Below are 15,783 nucleotides of genomic sequence, written 5' to 3'. Positions count from 1 at the left end.
ACAGGCATCCATGCCTGTCACCTCCCTCCGCAAGCCCTGCGTTCGGCCTTCTGAAGTCGCGAAGATCAAAAGCAAGATCAAAAGCCACAGCCACAGCCACAGCAACAGTGTCTATAGTAGGAGTGATAACTTCTAAACTTGCCGCGATATATATCCCGTGTAGGAGCGGCCTTGTGCCGCGATGGGCCGCGCAGCGGCCCCAGTCATAGCGATATTGCTCAAATTTTGGGGCCGCTGCGCGGCCCATCGCGGCACAAGGCCGCTCCCACACGGTAATTGAGTCGTCTTCAAAGAATGTACAGGCGTAACTAGGATCTTGTATTTACATATGCTGTTGCTGTTACAAGAGTAGTAGCAATGTGAATATAACTACGCCAGTAAATCAGGCACTCGATACTGTAGCAGTCCTGACAACGCTCGCCATTGAACGTATTTCAATGGCGCAAGCTTCTCAGCGCGCTGGACGGCTCCAGAATCTAGGCCTAACCACGCATTACGGTAACAACGCTAGCAGCGTCCGCCTTCACCCACCCAATCGCTTCAACCCTTCCAGACAGGTAGCCAGATGATAAGGCGTAGTCGACGGCATATCATGCCGGCTGACATCGCCCTGCCCATCCCGGCACTCATACCATCCCGCCTGCCGCAAGAACCGCCCCTGCAGGGCCTGCAACAGCTGGGGCAGCTTCACGTCTGCGTCAGGGCGCAATGCCAAGGCCCTGGCGTATTCGGCCTGTGCCCAGATACGCTGGGTCGCATCCAGCACGTGCCCTTGCACATCCAGCATCGCCAGTACCGCCATGTTTTTCACGCCATGGCGCTCGGCAAAGGCGAACCCCCGCTCAATGGAAGCATGCAACGCCGTCCCACGCAGCAGCGGCGAGGTGTGCAGCAAATAGAACCACTCGAACTGATGACCCGGCTCGAACCAGTTATCCACAGTGCCCCTGGGCTTTTCCAGCATCAGGCCGTGGGCAGGCTCGATGAAGTGGGCCTGCATCGCGGTGCATAACTGCAAAAGTGACTGCTGCACAGCCTGGTCATCACGCACGGCCAACACCTGCAGGAAGGCTTCCGCCAAATGCATCTGCGGGTTCTGCAGCGCGCCACTGCCCAGGTTGCCCCAGTCTTCACCCAGGCTGGCCTCGTACAAGCCATCATCCCGGGCAAAGCGATGCTCGATGACGTCCAGCGCAGCAGCCAGGGCGGAGACCACCAGGTTGTCGCGGACCTGGCCCCAATAGTGCGCGCAGGCGAAGACGATGAACGCGTGGGTATAGAGGTCCTTGCGCCGGTCCAGCGGCTTGCCCTGGGCGTCGATGCTGTAGAACCAGCCACCGTGCTCGGGGTCATGGAAGTGCTTTTGCAAGGAGCGGAACAATGCCGCGGCGCGTTCGGCCGCACCCGGTTGATCGATGCGGCTGCTGAACAGGTACAACTGGCGTGCGCACGCCATGGCCCGATAGCGCTGCACAGGCAGCGGCTGATGTTCGGCGTCGAGCGCTTCGTAGGGCAGTGCCAGTTCGGTGTTCCAGCCTGGCCCCTGCCATAGGGGCACGATGCACGTGGCAAAGTGCTGATTGAAGCGGGTCAGTTCGGGCAGGGTGGGGCGGGGGTTGGACATCTTGGCGCTCGTCGCTGTCGGGCAGGGCGCCATGGTAGCAGAAGTCGGGTTTGCCGAGCCCGTCAGCCCGGGTTGCCAAGGCCTTGCCAATGCCGCGCACCGACGAAGATGAAGCGCAGTTGCTGGGTGATCTTTTCCTGAGGGGTCAACGCCTGGGGTTCACCCCTTTCTGGCCTGTCGATCAATTCGGGCAAGGTGGCGAACACGGTCTTGACCACCAGGTCCGCCATGACGGTAAGCGCAGCATTGTCCAGGTGCTGCCAACGCTGCATCCGGCCCAGGTCGGTGGCCAGGTCAGCGGTGATGTTTTCACGCAGTTGGGCGATGGCCTGGCGCACGGGCTGCGACCCTCCGTACTGCTCACGCGCCAGGAACAGAAACTGGGCACGGTGGGCAGCGACCACGTCGAGGAATATACGGACCGACGCATCCGTGATACCGCCCAGCTCGAACTCGTTGTGTCGCACCAGCCGGATGGTCTGGCGGAAGGTATCGTCCACCTCGCTGACCAGTGCCAGGCCCAGTGCATCCATGTCCGGGAAATGTCGGTAGAAGCCGGTGGGCACGATGCCGGCCGCCTTGGCCACTTCGCGCAGGCTGATGCTGCCAAAACCGCGACCACTCTCCATGAGCAGGCAGGCGGCGTCGAGCAGGGCCTGGCGGGTCTGTAGCTTCTGTTCGGCACGCGGCAACATGATGCAGGTTTCTATAGAGGGTGGCTGGGCACTCTAGTTAAAAAAACGAAGCCCGGTCAATGGACCGGGCTCGAAGGGGTAGGTCAGGCAGACGACAGCGCGGTGCGTCTTGCATAAGGTCAGCTCACCCGTGCCGTTTGCGACAAGCGATCTGCACCGCCTTCGGCAACACGGCCGCTGCGCTCGATCAGGCGATCGGAGCCACCTTCGGCAACACGGGCGCTACGCTCGATCAGGCGATCGGAGCCGCCTTCGGCAACACGGGCGCTACGCTCGATCAACCGGTCTGAACCGCCTTCGGCAAGTGTTTCAAGCGGTTGGATGTTTTGAACAGCGCTCGAACGTGATTCGGCGGTCAGGTGCTGCTCGGCACCTGGCAGGGCGAACGCATTGGCTGCAAGCAGGGAAAGGGTGAGGGTCAACAGGTGGCGTTTCATGATTCAGTGCTCCTCTGCGGGGCTGGAAAGTGGGTGTGTAGCCAATGCTACGCCGCGCACCGGCACAGAGAAGTTCATCCGGGTAATGGTAAAAATCGACCTCATTGATATCAGCCGCCAAAGGCTCTATTCAGAGCCCTGGCAGGGTCGCAGGTGGCTTGATGGCATGGGTGCGCACGGGATGCACCAAGCGAACCGGACGCGCCAGGCGCACCCAGGCACGGGAAATTCTTGGCTATCCTCCCCCTGAGATAAAACCCTCACGCCTTTCATCAGTCCCAGATACATGACCCCTCACCGCTACGCTTGTTTTCGCCTTGCCGCATGGAGACTCACGCAATGACGCGCCCCGCCAGAATCATCCTCTGGACCCTGACCACACTGCTGACCGTGCTGGCAATCCTGGTCGTGGTGATTGCCACCTTCGACTGGAACCGCGTCAAGCCCCTGCTCAACGAAAAGGTGTCCGAGGCCTTGCATCGGCCCTTCGCCATCAATGGCAACCTTGCAGTGCACTGGCGCACCGAGCCTGAAGAAGGCGGTTGGCGGGCGTGGATACCCTGGCCGCATTTCACGGCTGAAGATCTTACCCTGGGCAACCCGGACTGGCTCAAAGAGCCGCAGATGGTTGCACTGGAGCGCGTGGAGTTTCGCCTGTCGCCGCTGCCGCTGTTGTTCCACCAGGTCAGCATCCCGCGTATCAACCTGACCAAGCCGACTGCCAGCCTGACGCGCCTGGCGGACGGCCGGGCCAACTGGAATTTCGACTTCGGCCCGAAGGACGAGAACGAAGAACCGTCCAAATGGCAGATGGACATCGGCGCGATCGGTTTCGACCAAGGCAATGTCAGCTTTGACGACCAGACGCTCAAGGCTCGCATGAAGGTCCAGATCGATCCTCTGGGCAAGCCCATTGCATTCAGCGAAATCGTGGGCAAGGCCACGGCCGAGAAGTCGGCGCCTGCACAGGACTATGCGTTTGGCCTCAAGGCGCAGGGACGCTACAAGGACCAGCCCGTGTCCGGCACCGGCAAGATCGGCGGCCTGCTGGCACTCAAAGCGTCCGATCAACCCTTCCCGCTGCAAGCGGATGTGCGCATCGCCGATACCCATGTGGTATTGGCTGGTACCCTGACCGACCCGCTCAACCTGGGTGCGCTCGATCTGCGGCTGCGCCTGTCAGGCGCCAGCCTTGGCAATCTGTTCCCGTTGACCGGCGTGACATTGCCTGACACTCCAGCGTATTCCACCGATGGTCACCTCAACGCCAACCTGCACGCCGAGCAAGGCGCTACCTTCGAATACCAAGGGTTCAATGGCAAGATCGGTGACAGCGACATTCACGGTGACCTGGCGTATGTCGCCAGCAAGCCTCGGCCCAAGCTCACGGGCAAGCTCGTTTCCAACCAGCTCCTGTTCAAGGACTTGGCACCACTGATCGGCGCTGACTCCAATGCCGAGCAAAAAGCCCGTGGTGGTGCCAGCAAGCAGCCGTCCGACAAGGTCTTGCCGGTCGAGGAATTCCGTACCGATCGCTGGCGTGCCATGGATGCCGATGTCACCTTCACCGGCAAGCGCATCGTGCACAGCGAGCAGCTTCCTTTCAACGACCTGTCGGCCCACGTGATCCTGGAAGACGGCCTGCTGCGCCTGGAGCCGTTGAGGTTCGGCGTAGCGGGCGGCAACCTGGCATCACGCATTCGTCTGGACGGCCGCAACGTTCCGTTGCAGGGGCGTGCACGGCTTACTGCGAGGGGGTTCAAGCTCAAGCAACTGTTCCCCACCTTCGCACCGATGCAAAGCAGCTTTGGCGAGCTCAATGGGGATGCCGACATCGCCGGTCGCGGCAACTCCGTGGCAGCACTGCTCGGTAGCGCCAATGGCGATCTGCGCATGCTGGTCAACGATGGCGCGATCAGCCGCAGCCTCATGGAAATCGCAGGTTTGAACGTGGGCAACTACATCGTCGACAAACTCTTCGGTGATGAGGACGTGAAGATCAACTGCGCCGCAGCCGATGTCGGTATCAAGAATGGCCTTGCCAGTACGCGCCTGTTCATTTTCGACACCGAGAACGCGATCATCTATATCAACGGCACCGCCAACTTCGCCAACGAGCGCCTGGACCTGAAGATCACGCCGGAATCCAAGGGGTTGAGGCTGTTCTCCCTGCGCTCGCCGCTGTATGTGCGGGGGGCTTTCGCCAAACCTAGCGCCGGGGTACAGGCCGTACCGCTGGCACTGCGCGGCGCCGGTATGGTTGCCCTTGGGGTGGTCGCGGGGCCTGCGGCCGGTCTCTTGGCGCTGATCGCACCCAGCAGTGGGGATGATCCCAACCAGTGCACACCCTTGTTGCAGCAGATGAAGGAAGGTAAGGCGCCGGCGGCCGTCAAAAGCCGCAAGTGATGGCGGGGCATGGGCCTGCGAGCTGAACCTTGGAGCGGCTGCGCAGCCCATCGCGGCACTAGAGCGCTCCTACCTAGAAATCGGTTAGCCTTCGGGGCGGCCTTAGACATTTGCTTCTGCAAAGTCCAGGCCCCGCTATCTCAGCCAATACAGAACCAAGGTAGGAGCGGCCTGGTGCCGCGATGGGCCGCAGCGCGGCCCCGGCATTATGCGCTGCGAAGCTAAGATCCTGGGGCTACTGCGCAGGCAATTGCAGCCAGTCCAACGCTCCGGCGGAGCCGGTCGTGGGCTTGAGTAATCCAGAGTCAAATGAAAGATCGCCAGTGCTTCACAATCTCCGAGGTGGAATGGTCCGGTCAGGGCACCGGACTGGCCGCAATGGGCTGCGAAGCAGCCCTGCGTGAACAGCGTGACCGCATCAGCGGCCTTGTCGGTTGCTACTGGTCTTACAGCCCATCGAGCAGGTCGGACATGTCGTCGGCGTGCTCTTCTTCCTGCGCCAGAATGTCTTCGAAAATGCGGCGGGTGGTCGGGTCCTTGTCGCCGATGTACTGGATGATCTCGCGGTAGCTGTCGATGGCGATACGCTCGGCCACCAGGTCTTCCAGGACCATTTCCTTGAGGGTTGCACCTGCCACGTACTGGGCGTGGGAGTTCTTGCTCAGGTTATCCGGGTTGAAGTCTGGCTCACCGCCCAGCTGCACGATACGCTCGGCCAGCTTGTCGGCGTGTTCGGATTCCTGGTTGGCATGCTCCAGGAATTCTTCGGCAGCCACGCTGGCCTTGACGCCAGAAGCCATGAAGTAGTGACGCTTGTAGCGCAGGGTGCAGACCAGTTCGGTGGCCAGCGAATCGTTGAGCAGCTTGATGATGCGCTCGCGATCGGCATTGTAGCCTTCGGTCACGGCACCGTTTTCCACATGTTCGCGCGCACGCTGGCGCAAGGTCTGAATGTCGGTCATTTCAGTCGTGTTCATGTTTCATCTCCAAAAAGCATCAGGTAGTCGTAGTCAGGTAGCGGAAGCCTTACGCGCCTTTGACGGCCTCGCGGTCTTCTTCACGTTGTTTGCAGGTCTTGAAACCCTTGGCATCCACATGGCCGGTGGCATCGAAGCGCACGTAGTACGGCTGCTGCTTGCCGTCGCGGTTGAGGATGTAGTCGTTGCAGGTACCGCCATTGGGCAGGTCGATGACGTTGGACGGGCTGCCGCCGATGGCGATGACGCGCTGCATGGTCATGCCATTTTCGACCTGCTTGACCAGGGGCTCGTTGCGGTAGGTCACATAGTCCACCGGGTTTTCCGGGCGGCTGCCGCATGCCGTCAGGGTGGCGCTGGCCAGAAGGATTGCCAGAGTCTGCTTGAACATCGTCCCGCTCCTTGCACAAAAGGGTATGTGCAGGTTTTGAACCTCACGCAGCGCCAGGAGTTCGATCGAGGTAGCCAATTGCCTGCGTGCAAAAAGGTTGTCGTGCACTTGATGACGAAACGGGCCTCGCGTCAGCGCTTGTCTACACTGCAAATGTCACCGTGCGTTGGGCGCGGGCTCAGGAGAACACGACATGAAACGGCTGCACATTCCGTTAGTGATGGTTGCGCTGTTGTTCAGCGCCCAAGGTTTCGCGGCAAATACCACCCAGCAGGAAAAGATGAAAACGTGCAATGCAGATGCCACGGCGCAATCGCTCAAGGGCGACGCCCGCAAGGCCTTCATGAGTACGTGCCTGAAGAAACAGGTGCCACAGACCCAGCAGGAGAAGATGAAGGCGTGCAATGCCGACGCCACCGCCAAGGTGCTCAAGGGTGATGAGCGCAAGGCCTTCATGAGTGAGTGCCTGAAGAAGAAATGATCGGTGCCTATGCCTGCAGGCATAACGCTGGCAGACTGCGGATCTTCTTCGTTGGCTGCCGCTGAGGCTGTATGACCTTCACCCCCCGCCAAGTCACCCTGGCCAGTTTGATTATCGTGTTCGCAGGCTTGCTGTTGGCGTTGCCGTTGAAGCTGCTGCCCAGTCTGCTGGCAGGCCTGCTGGTGTTCGAACTGGTCAACATGCTCACGCCGCGCCTGCAGCCATTGATTGCCGGGCAGCGTGCGCGCTGGCTGGCAGTGGCGCTGCTGGGCACATTGGTGGTGATCAGCCTGGCGCTGCTGATCGCCGGGGCGTTCAGCTTCTTGTTGCATGAAGCGGAAAATCCTGGCGCTTCGCTGGACAAGTTCATGGCGTTGGTTGAGCGAGCGCGCGGGCAGTTGCCGCCGTTCATCGAGGGCTATTTGCCGGCCAGTGCTGCTGAGTTCAAGGTGGCGATCGGCGACTGGATCAAGAGCCATCTCAGTGATTTGCAACTGGTGGGCAAGGGCATGGCCCACATGTTCGTGACCTTGCTGATCGGCATGATCCTGGGGGCTATCGTCGCCCTGCAGCGCATACCCGACATCTCCCGGCGCAAACCTCTGGCAGCCGCCCTGTTCGAGCGCCTGAGCCTGCTGGTACAGGCGTTTCGCAACATCGTTTTCGCCCAGATCAAGATTTCCCTGCTCAACACCGCCTTCACTGGCATCTTTCTGGCCGTGGTGTTGCCGTTGTTCGGCGTGCACCTGCCGCTGACCAAGACCTTGATCGTGCTGACGTTCCTGTTGGGTCTGCTACCGGTCATCGGCAACCTCATGTCCAACACGCTGATCACCATCGTCGGGTTGTCATTGTCGGTGTGGGTGGCGGCGGCGGCGTTGGTCTACCTGATCGTGATCCACAAGGTGGAGTACTTCCTCAACGCCAAGATCGTCGGTGGGCAGATCAGGGCCAAGGCCTGGGAACTGCTGTTGGCCATGCTGGTGTTCGAAGCGGCGTTCGGCCTGCCGGGGGTGGTGGCAGGGCCGGTCTATTACGCTTATCTCAAGAGCGAGCTGCGCAGGATGGAGCTGGTTTGAAGGCGGCCACGGCGGGCCTGCTCAGGACATAACAAGGCCGGCGCAGGCTTGGTCAGGCGGTTACAGCCAGCGCTACCGTCAACGAGGGGCGACACAGGCGCCCCTTACCCCGTCGTTTCGTCACGCGCCATAACGCTTGCGTGCCTCAATGGCCAGCCCACTGCCGATGCTGCCAAAGATATTGCCTTCCACGTGACGGGCATTGGGCAACATCGCCGCCACACTGTTGCGCAGAGCTGGAATGCCGCTGGAGCCGCCCGTGAAGAAGACCGTGTCGACCTGGCCCTGGCTGACCCCGGCCTTGGCCAGCAAGTCCGTGACACTGGCCCGCACCCGTTCCAACAGGCTTTCGATGGCCGTCTCGAACAGGTTGCGAGACAGGTCCACGCCAAGGCCTGGTTCGATGCGGCCGAGGTCGACGTGACGATTCGGCTGCTCGGTCAATTCGATCTTGCTGGCTTCCACTTCCATGGCCAGCCAATGCCCGGCGCGCTCCTCGATGAGTTTGAACAGCCGATCAACGCCAAGGGTGTCCTCGATGTCGTAGCGCATGTTGCCCAGCGCCAACTGCGACTTCTGTGAGTACAGCGCGTTGATCGTATGCCAGGTGGCCAGGTTGAGGTGATAGCTGGTTGGCATCAAGGCACCGCTTTTCATGCGGCTGCCATATCCGAACAGCGGCATCACCCCTTGCAGGCTCAGCTGCTTGTCGAAGTCCGTACCGCCGATGTGTACGCCACCGGTTGCGAGGATGTCGCTCTGGCGCTCGGCCACCGCGTGCCGCTCCGGCGACAGGCGAATAAGGGTGAAGTCGGACGTACCGCCGCCGATGTCGACGATCAGCACCAGTTCTTCACGGCTGATGCCTGACTCGTAGTCGAACGCCGCGGCGATGGGCTCGTACTGGAACGATACGTCCTTGAAGCCGATCTTGCGTGCCACCTCGGCCAGCGTGTCCTCGGCTTCCTGGTCGGCTGCCGGGTCCTCGTCGACGAAGAATACCGGGCGGCCAAGTACCACCTGGTCGAACTCACGCCCGGCCTCAGCCTGCGCGCGGTTTTTCAGCTCACCGATGAACATCCCCAGCAGGTCCTTGAACGGCAGTGCGCTGCCCAGCACGCTGGTGTCGTGCTTGATCAGCTTGGACCCGAGCAGGCTCTTGAGCGAGCGCATCAAGCGCCCCTCGTAACCTTCGAGGTATTCGTGCAGGGCCAGCCGGCCATAGACAGGGCGGCGCTCCTCGATGTTGAAGAACACCACCGAGGGCAAGGTGATCTTGCCGTCTTCCAGGGCAATCAGCGATTCCATGCCCGGACGGTGCCAGCCAACCGTCGAGTTGGAGGTGCCAAAGTCGATGCCAAGGGCGCGGGCCGGGGATACGTCGGACATGGGAAAAGGCTTCCGGAGGCAAAACGGCCGCGCAGTGTATGCCAGCTGGCGACAGAATCAAGACCGGTCGTCTGCCATGGAGCAACCCCAAGCGGGCCTTGAAAGGCTATGCTTGATCCCTATCTTCTCCAGCAACACGCACATTCACACTGGTGATCCCTAGATGGACTTCAAAGACTACTACAAGATACTTGGCGTAGAGCCCACGGCGGACGATAAGGCGATCAAGGCCGCGTACCGCAAGCTGGCCCGCAAGTATCACCCTGATGTCAGCAAAGAGCGCGACGCCGAAGACAAATTCAAGGAAGCCAACGAGGCCTACGAAGTGCTGGGCGACGCGCAGAAACGCGCCGAATTCGATGAAATCCGCAAGTACGGCGGCCAGCATGGCAGGCCGTTCCAGGCACCGCCGGGCTGGGAAAGCCGAGGTGGGGCCGGGGGTGGTTTCGAGAGTGGCGATTTTTCGGACTTTTTCAGCTCGATGTTCGGCGGTCGTGGAGGCAACCCGTTCGGGGGTGCCCGTCAACAACAGCGCAGTGCCGGCAGGCGAGGGCAGGATGTGGAGCTTGAACTGGCGGTATTTCTGGAAGAAACCCTGAGCAAAGAGTCCAAGCAGATCAGCTTCCAGGTACCGCAAACCAATGCCATGGGCCAGCGCACCGGGTTCACCACCAAGACCCTGAACGTGAAGATCCCGGCCGGCGTGACCGATGGCGAGCGCATTCGCCTCAAGGGCCAGGGTGCCCCGGGAATCGGTGGCGGTGCCAATGGCGATTTGTTCCTGACCATCCGCATGGCCCCGCACCCGCTGTTCGACGTCGAAGGGCACGACCTGATCATCACCGTGCCGCTGGCACCCTGGGAAGCGGCCCTGGGCACCAAGGTGGCGGTACCTACGCTCGAAGGCAGGATCAACCTGACCATCCGCCCCGACAGCCAGAGCGGGCAGCGCCTGCGGGTGCCAGGCAAGGGCCTGGCCGACAAGCAGGGCCAGCGCGGTAACCTCTATGCACAGCTCAAGGTCGTCATGCCGACCACCTCTGACGAATCTACCCGAGAACTGTGGGCCAAGCTTTCCGAGAAGGCCGCGTTCGACCCGAGGGCACAATGGAGTAAGTGATCATGAGCAGCACCCTGATCGTTCAACTGGACATGCATACCTTGTGTCAGGAAGCCGACCTCACGGCGGACTGTGTGATCGAGATCGTCGAGCACGGCATTGTGGAGCCAACCGGGCGCAGGCCTGAAGACTGGCTGTTCGACGATCAGGCACCGCTGCTGGCAAGGCGCGCGGCCAAGCTGCACCAGGAGCTGGAACTGGAATGGGAAGGCGTGGCGCTGGCCCTGGAATTGCTCCAGGAGGTGCAGCAGCTACGCAACGAGAACAGCATGCTGCGCCAGCGCCTGGGCAGGTTCACGCAGATGTGAGTGTCATCAGGCGCGGGCAAGGCTGGAACGCTGGCCAGTGCAGCCTTGTGTCACCCGGCAAGGCTGCGTGAGGACTGCCTGGGCCCGGTGTCATGGCTGGTCTGGATCGGCCCCTGGGCTCAGCACCCGCTGCATGAAGGTCAGGTCCAGCCAGCGCCCGAATTTCACGCCCACCTGCGGCATCTGCCCGGTAACCACGAAACCCAGGCGCTCGTGCAGGTGCACAGACGCTGCGTTGCCGCTTTCGATGGCCGCGACCATGACGTGCTTGCCGCAGCCTTGGGCGCGCTCGATCAACGCAATCATCAGCGCCGGCCCAAGCCCTTTGCCGCGCTGATCGCTGCGCACATATACCGAATGCTCGACCGTGTGGCGAAACCCCTCGAACGGGCGCCAGTCCCCGAAGGAGGCGTAGCCCAGCACGTCGGCGCCGTCCACGGCCACCAGTATCGGGTAACCCTGTTGCGCACGGGTGTCGAACCAAGCCTGGCGGTTGGCCAGGTCCACCGGTGTCTCGTTCCAGATGGCCGTGGTGTTGCGCACGGCATCGTTGTAGATGTCGAGGATGGCCGGTAGGTCGGCAGGCAGGGCGTCGCGGATTTCGTGACTCATGGCAGCGTCTCGCTAGGTCGAAGCGTGCAGGTTAAATGGTTACCAGCCCGCGTACACCTTCGGCCTGCATGTTTTCGCCCCGGCCACGCTGCACGATCTGGCCACGGGCCATGACCAGGTAGTGATCAGCCAAAGCCTCGGCAAAATCGTAGAACTGCTCGACCAGCAGGATGGCCATGTCGCCGCGCTGCGCCAGCCGCTGGATGACCGCGCCTATTTCCTTGATCACCGAAGGCTGGATACCCTCGGTGGGCTCATCGAGAATCAGCAGGCGCGGACGACTGGCCAGTGCCCGGCCGATGGCCAGCTGCTGTTGCTGCCCCCCGGACAAATCCCCGCCACGGCGTTGCTTCATCTGCTCGAGCACAGGGAACAACTCGTAGATGAAGGCAGGCACTTCACGCGCCTCGCGCCCCGGAAAGCGTGACAGGCCCATCAGCAAGTTTTCCTCGACGCTCAGGCGCGGGAAAATTTCGCGGCCCTGTGGCACGTACGCAATGCCGGCCTGCACCCGGTGGTGCGGCTTGAGTGCGGTGATGGGCTTGCCTTCCCATTCCACGCTGCCTTCGCGCACGGGCACCAGGCCCATCAGGCAACGCAGCAACGTGGTCTTGCCCACGCCGTTGCGGCCCAGCAGGCAGGTGACCTCGCCCAGCCTGGCTTCGAAGGAAAGGCCGCGCAGAATATGGCTGCCGCCGTAGTACTGGTGCAGCGTATCGATCTTGAGCATGCAAGGCTCCTGAAGTAACGGGTTGGGCGTCCCCGGCAGCTCACCGGTGTACGCGAGAAGACGTGCGCCTGTTCAACGACCGAGGTACACCTCGACCACACGATCATCGGCCTGCACCTGCTCAAGCGATCCCTCAGCCAGCACCGAGCCCTGGTGCAGCACCGTCACATGGTCGGCGATGCTGCCCACGAACCCCATGTCATGCTCGACCACCATCAGCGAGTGTTTGCCTGCAAGGCCCTTGAACAGCTCGGCGGTAAAGGCGGTTTCGGCGTCGGTCATGCCGGCCACGGGTTCGTCGAGCAACAGCAGTTGAGGTTCCTGGACCAGCAGCATGGCAATTTCCAGAAACTGCTTCTGGCCGTGGGACAGCAGCCCGGCCTGACGTGAGGCCAGCCCGTTCAGGCGCACGGTGGTCAGGACTTCGTCGATCCTGTCGCGTTGCTCGCCGCTCAGGCGCGACCTCAGGCTCGCCCACACCGACTTGTCGGTCTTGAGCGCCAGCTCGAGGTTTTCATACAGGCTCAACGCCTCGAACACCGTGGGTTTCTGGAACTTGCGGCCGATGCCAGCCTGGGCAATCTGGTACTCGCTCATGCGCGTCAGGTCGAGCGTGTCACCAAAGTAGGCACTGCCTGCGCTGGGCCGTGTCTTGCCGGTGATCACGTCCATCATCGTGGTCTTGCCCGCACCGTTTGGCCCGATGATGCAGCGCAGCTCGCCCACGCCGATATACAGCGTCAGCGCATTGAGTGCCTTGAACCCATCGAAGCTGACGCTCACCTCTTCAAGGCTCAGCACGGTGCCATGCCGCGCGTCCAGGCCTGGTACGCGGGCATGGCCCAGGCCTATGGCGTCGCGGCCGATACCCTGCGGGTCGAAGGCAGGTTCGAGCATGAACTCCGGGTGTACCGGGGGCAGGCCTCTCATGACTGGCTCCTTTTGTTCCACAGGCCGACCAGGCCCTTGGGCAAGTACAGGGTCACGAGGATGAACAGCGCGCCGAGGAAAAACAGCCAGAATTCCGGGAAAGCCACCGTGAACCAGCTCTTCATGCCGTTGACCAGCCCCGCGCCCAGCAGCGGGCCGATCAGGGTGCCGCGCCCGCCCAGTGCCACCCAGACAGCAGCCTCGATGGAGTTGGTGGGCGACATTTCGCTGGGGTTGATGATGCCGACCTGAGGCACGTACAGCGCGCCTGCCAGGCCGCACAGCATGGCGCTGAGCACCCATACCAGCAGCTTGAAGCCACGCGGATCGTAGCCGCAGAACATCAACCGGTTCTCGGCATCGCGAACGGCTGTCAACAGGCGCCCGAACTTGCTGCGCGTCAACCGCCAGCACAGGTACAGGCTGGCGACCAGCAGCGCAACGGTGAGCAGGAACAGTACGGCGCGGGTTCCGGGTGCGGCGATGTCGAAGCCCAGCAGGGTGCGAAAGCTGGTGAAGCCGTTGTTCCCGCCAAAACCGGTCTCGTTGCGAAAGAACAGCAACATCCCGGCAAAGGTCAGGGCCTGGGTCATGATCGAGAAGTACACACCCTTGATCCGCGAGCGGAAGGCAAACCAGCCGAACACCAGGGCCAGCATGCCAGGCGCCAGCACCGCCAGGCACAGGGCCCAGGCAAAGTGTTGGGTGCCGGCCCAGTACCAGGGCAGCTCGCTCCAGGACAGGAACGTCATGAAGCCTGGCAGCCCCTCCCCGGCGGCCTGGCGCATCAGGTACATGCCCATGGCGTAGCCGCCCAGGGCAAAGAACAGACCATGGCCGAGCGACAGCAGCCCCGCATAGCCCCAGACCAGGTCAAGGGCTAGGGCCACGATGGCATAGCAGAGGATCTTGCCCACCAGCGTGAGCACATAGGCCGACACATGCAGGGCGTGGTCGGCGGGCAGCAGCGACAACAGCGGCAAGGCGAGCAGCAGCGCCAGGGCGGCGATACCCAGTGCCAGCGACAGGCGAAGGCCGGCTTTATGCGCAGCGGTGACAAGCAGTGGCTGGTTCATCAGTCGATCACCCGTCCCTTGAGGGCAAACAGGCCTTGCGGGCGCTTCTGGATGAACAGGATGACCAGCGCAAGGATGAGGATCTTGCCGAGCACCGCACCGATCTGCGGCTCCAGCAGTTTGTTGGCGATGCCCAGCCCGAACGCCGCCCAGAGGCTTCCGGCCAGTTGGCCGACACCCCCGAGCACCACCACCAGGAATGAATCGATGATGTAGCTTTGCCCCAGGTCCGGCCCGACGTTGCCGACCTGGCTCAAGGCCACGCCGCCCAGGCCGGCGATGCCCGAACCCAGGCCGAAGGCGAGCATGTCCACACGCCCGGTGGACACGCCGCAGCACGCCGCCATGTTGCGGTTCTGGGTTACAGCGCGCACGTTCAGGCCCAGGCGCGTGCGGTTGAGCAGCAGCCAGGTCAGCAGCACCACGGCCAGCGCGAACGCGATGATCACCAGGCGGTTGTAAGGCAGGATCAGGTTGGGCAGAACCTGGATGCCACCTGACAACCAGGCCGGGTTGCTGACCTCAACGTTCTGTGCGCCGAACAGCAAACGCACGGCCTGGATCAGAATCAGGCTGATGCCCCAGGTGGCCAGCAGGGTTTCCAGAGGGCGGCCGTACAGGTGGCGGATCACCGTACGTTCCAGCGCCATGCCGACACCGGCACTGACGGCGAACGCCACGGGCAGGGCGATCAGTGGGTAGAACTCCAGGGCACCCGGTGCGTAGCGCTGCACCACTACCTGCACCATGTAGGTGCTGTAGGCGCCGAGCATCAGCATCTCGCCATGCGCCATGTTGATCACACCCAGAAGTCCGAACGTGATCGCCAGCCCCAGCGCCGCCAATAGCAGGATCGACCCCAGCGACAGGCCACTGAAGGCCTGGCCCAGTACTTCACCGACCAGCAGCTTGCGCTTGACCTGGGTCAGGCTGGTTTCGGCGGCGGTACGCACCGTGGGGTCCGTTTCCATCTCGGGTTGCAACAGCGCCTCAAGGCGCGTACGGGCCGTTGGGTCACCGGTTTCCCCTAACAGGCGTACGGCCGCCAGGCGCACCGAAGGGTCGCTGGCGCCGAGCTGCAGGTTGGCCAATGCCAGGCCCAAGGCTGCCCGCACGGTCGCATCCGGTTCGCTGGCGTAGCGCCGGTCGAGCAAGGCGACCTGGGCCGGTTGTGCGCTCTTTTGCAACTTCCTGGCGGCGGCTAGCCGGGTGGCGCTGTCGTCACTGAGTAACCGGTGGCTGGCCAGGGCATTGTCGATCAGCCCGCGCAGGCGGTTGTTCAGGCGCACCTTGCGGCTGTCGTCCTTGGCGATTCGGCCGGCCTGCAGGTTTTCCAGCAGTGCCAGTCGGCCTGGCTCGGGTTGGGCGGCCCAGGTATCGAGTAGGCGCGCCTGCTCGGCGGGCTTGGCGGCGAAGAAAAACTCGCCTTCGCTGGCGTCTACTGCCATGGGCAACAGCAGTAGCAGGGTAAGCAGGAATCTGAGCATGAGGCTCTCCTGTGAATCAGCGCTTACGCGCAGGCGTACCC

At 62.3% G+C, this 15,783-nt stretch carries 16 protein-coding genes; 5 read left to right on the top strand and 11 right to left on the bottom strand.

Annotation, left to right across the window (positions count from 1 at the left end; all coding sequences use genetic code 11):
- Window positions 1–523: 523 nt before the first annotated feature.
- The 3 genes from ACF8GB_RS19035 to ACF8GB_RS19025 form a co-directional block, all read right to left on the bottom strand.
- Complete coding sequence (locus tag ACF8GB_RS19035; protein WP_078477916.1) at window positions 524–1,624, bottom strand: AGE family epimerase/isomerase; 1,101 nt, start codon at window positions 1,622–1,624, stop codon at window positions 524–526.
- Between the two features lie 62 nt (window positions 1,625–1,686).
- Window positions 1,687–2,319, bottom strand: a complete 633-nt coding sequence (locus tag ACF8GB_RS19030) for a TetR family transcriptional regulator (protein WP_058638241.1) — start codon at window positions 2,317–2,319, stop codon at window positions 1,687–1,689.
- Between the two features lie 119 nt (window positions 2,320–2,438).
- Window positions 2,439–2,756 (bottom strand): hypothetical protein, encoded by a 318-nt coding sequence (locus ACF8GB_RS19025; RefSeq protein ID WP_058638240.1) that lies wholly within the window; start codon window positions 2,754–2,756, stop codon window positions 2,439–2,441.
- Between the two features lie 339 nt (window positions 2,757–3,095).
- On the opposite strand from ACF8GB_RS19025, the gene ACF8GB_RS19020 reads away from it, so the two are divergent.
- Complete coding sequence (locus ACF8GB_RS19020; RefSeq protein WP_058638239.1) at window positions 3,096–5,162, top strand: AsmA family protein; 2,067 nt, start codon at window positions 3,096–3,098, stop codon at window positions 5,160–5,162.
- Window positions 5,163–5,608: 446 nt separating this feature from the next.
- Here the strand turns inward: ACF8GB_RS19020 and ACF8GB_RS19015 are convergent, their stop codons facing one another.
- Together ACF8GB_RS19015 and osmE are read right to left on the bottom strand one after the other, a co-directional pair.
- On the bottom strand, window positions 5,609–6,139 hold the full coding sequence (locus ACF8GB_RS19015) for a bacterioferritin (RefSeq protein ID WP_023534650.1): 531 nt from the start codon (window positions 6,137–6,139) through the stop codon (window positions 5,609–5,611).
- 49 nt (window positions 6,140–6,188) lie between these two features.
- Window positions 6,189–6,530: an osmotically-inducible lipoprotein OsmE gene (gene osmE / locus ACF8GB_RS19010; RefSeq protein WP_058638237.1), complete on the bottom strand. Its 342-nt coding sequence runs from the start codon at window positions 6,528–6,530 to the stop codon at window positions 6,189–6,191.
- A gap of 193 nt (window positions 6,531–6,723) precedes the next feature.
- Here osmE and ACF8GB_RS19005 point away from each other — a divergent pair, with 193 nt between their 5' ends.
- Window positions 6,724–7,011 (top strand): PsiF family protein, encoded by a 288-nt coding sequence (locus tag ACF8GB_RS19005; protein WP_058638236.1) that lies wholly within the window; start codon window positions 6,724–6,726, stop codon window positions 7,009–7,011.
- Window positions 7,012–7,082: 71 nt separating this feature from the next.
- Complete coding sequence (locus tag ACF8GB_RS19000; RefSeq protein WP_023534518.1) at window positions 7,083–8,090, top strand: AI-2E family transporter; 1,008 nt, start codon at window positions 7,083–7,085, stop codon at window positions 8,088–8,090.
- Between the two features lie 120 nt (window positions 8,091–8,210).
- On the opposite strand, the gene ACF8GB_RS18995 is transcribed toward ACF8GB_RS19000, so the two are convergent.
- Window positions 8,211–9,479, bottom strand: a complete 1,269-nt coding sequence (locus ACF8GB_RS18995; RefSeq protein ID WP_392527453.1) for an Hsp70 family protein — start codon at window positions 9,477–9,479, stop codon at window positions 8,211–8,213.
- Between the two features lie 163 nt (window positions 9,480–9,642).
- Between ACF8GB_RS18995 and cbpA the strand changes: the two genes are divergently transcribed.
- Window positions 9,643–10,599 carry a curved DNA-binding protein gene (gene cbpA / locus ACF8GB_RS18990; RefSeq protein WP_058603497.1) on the top strand — a complete coding sequence of 319 codons (957 nt, stop codon included), beginning with the start codon at window positions 9,643–9,645 and terminating at the stop codon, window positions 10,597–10,599.
- A 2-nt stretch (window positions 10,600–10,601) separates the two neighbouring features.
- Window positions 10,602–10,907, top strand: a complete 306-nt coding sequence (locus ACF8GB_RS18985) for a chaperone modulator CbpM (protein ID WP_023534557.1) — start codon at window positions 10,602–10,604, stop codon at window positions 10,905–10,907.
- 90 nt (window positions 10,908–10,997) lie between these two features.
- On the opposite strand, the gene ACF8GB_RS18980 is transcribed toward ACF8GB_RS18985, so the two are convergent.
- From ACF8GB_RS18980 to urtB, 5 genes are all read right to left on the bottom strand, one after another.
- Window positions 10,998–11,519, bottom strand: a complete 522-nt coding sequence (locus ACF8GB_RS18980; protein ID WP_058638234.1) for a GNAT family N-acetyltransferase — start codon at window positions 11,517–11,519, stop codon at window positions 10,998–11,000.
- A gap of 31 nt (window positions 11,520–11,550) precedes the next feature.
- Window positions 11,551–12,249 (bottom strand): urea ABC transporter ATP-binding subunit UrtE, encoded by a 699-nt coding sequence (gene urtE, locus ACF8GB_RS18975; RefSeq protein WP_027915298.1) that lies wholly within the window; start codon window positions 12,247–12,249, stop codon window positions 11,551–11,553.
- A gap of 72 nt (window positions 12,250–12,321) precedes the next feature.
- Window positions 12,322–13,179: an urea ABC transporter ATP-binding protein UrtD gene (urtD, locus tag ACF8GB_RS18970; RefSeq protein ID WP_028687177.1), complete on the bottom strand. Its 858-nt coding sequence runs from the start codon at window positions 13,177–13,179 to the stop codon at window positions 12,322–12,324.
- Window positions 13,176–14,255, bottom strand: a complete 1,080-nt coding sequence (gene urtC, locus ACF8GB_RS18965) for an urea ABC transporter permease subunit UrtC (RefSeq protein ID WP_078477920.1) — start codon at window positions 14,253–14,255, stop codon at window positions 13,176–13,178. Before urtC ends, urtD begins: the two co-directional genes overlap by 4 nt.
- Window positions 14,255–15,742 carry an urea ABC transporter permease subunit UrtB gene (urtB, locus tag ACF8GB_RS18960; protein ID WP_392527452.1) on the bottom strand — a complete coding sequence of 496 codons (1,488 nt, stop codon included), beginning with the start codon at window positions 15,740–15,742 and terminating at the stop codon, window positions 14,255–14,257. Before urtB ends, urtC begins: the two co-directional genes overlap by 1 nt.
- Between the last annotated feature and the right edge of the window lie 41 nt (window positions 15,743–15,783).

The organism is Pseudomonas sp. xss_4 (assembly GCF_043104125.1).
Lineage (GTDB): Bacteria > Pseudomonadota > Gammaproteobacteria > Pseudomonadales > Pseudomonadaceae > Aquipseudomonas > Aquipseudomonas parafulva_B.
This window is presented reverse-complemented; position numbering and strand designations above follow the sequence as displayed.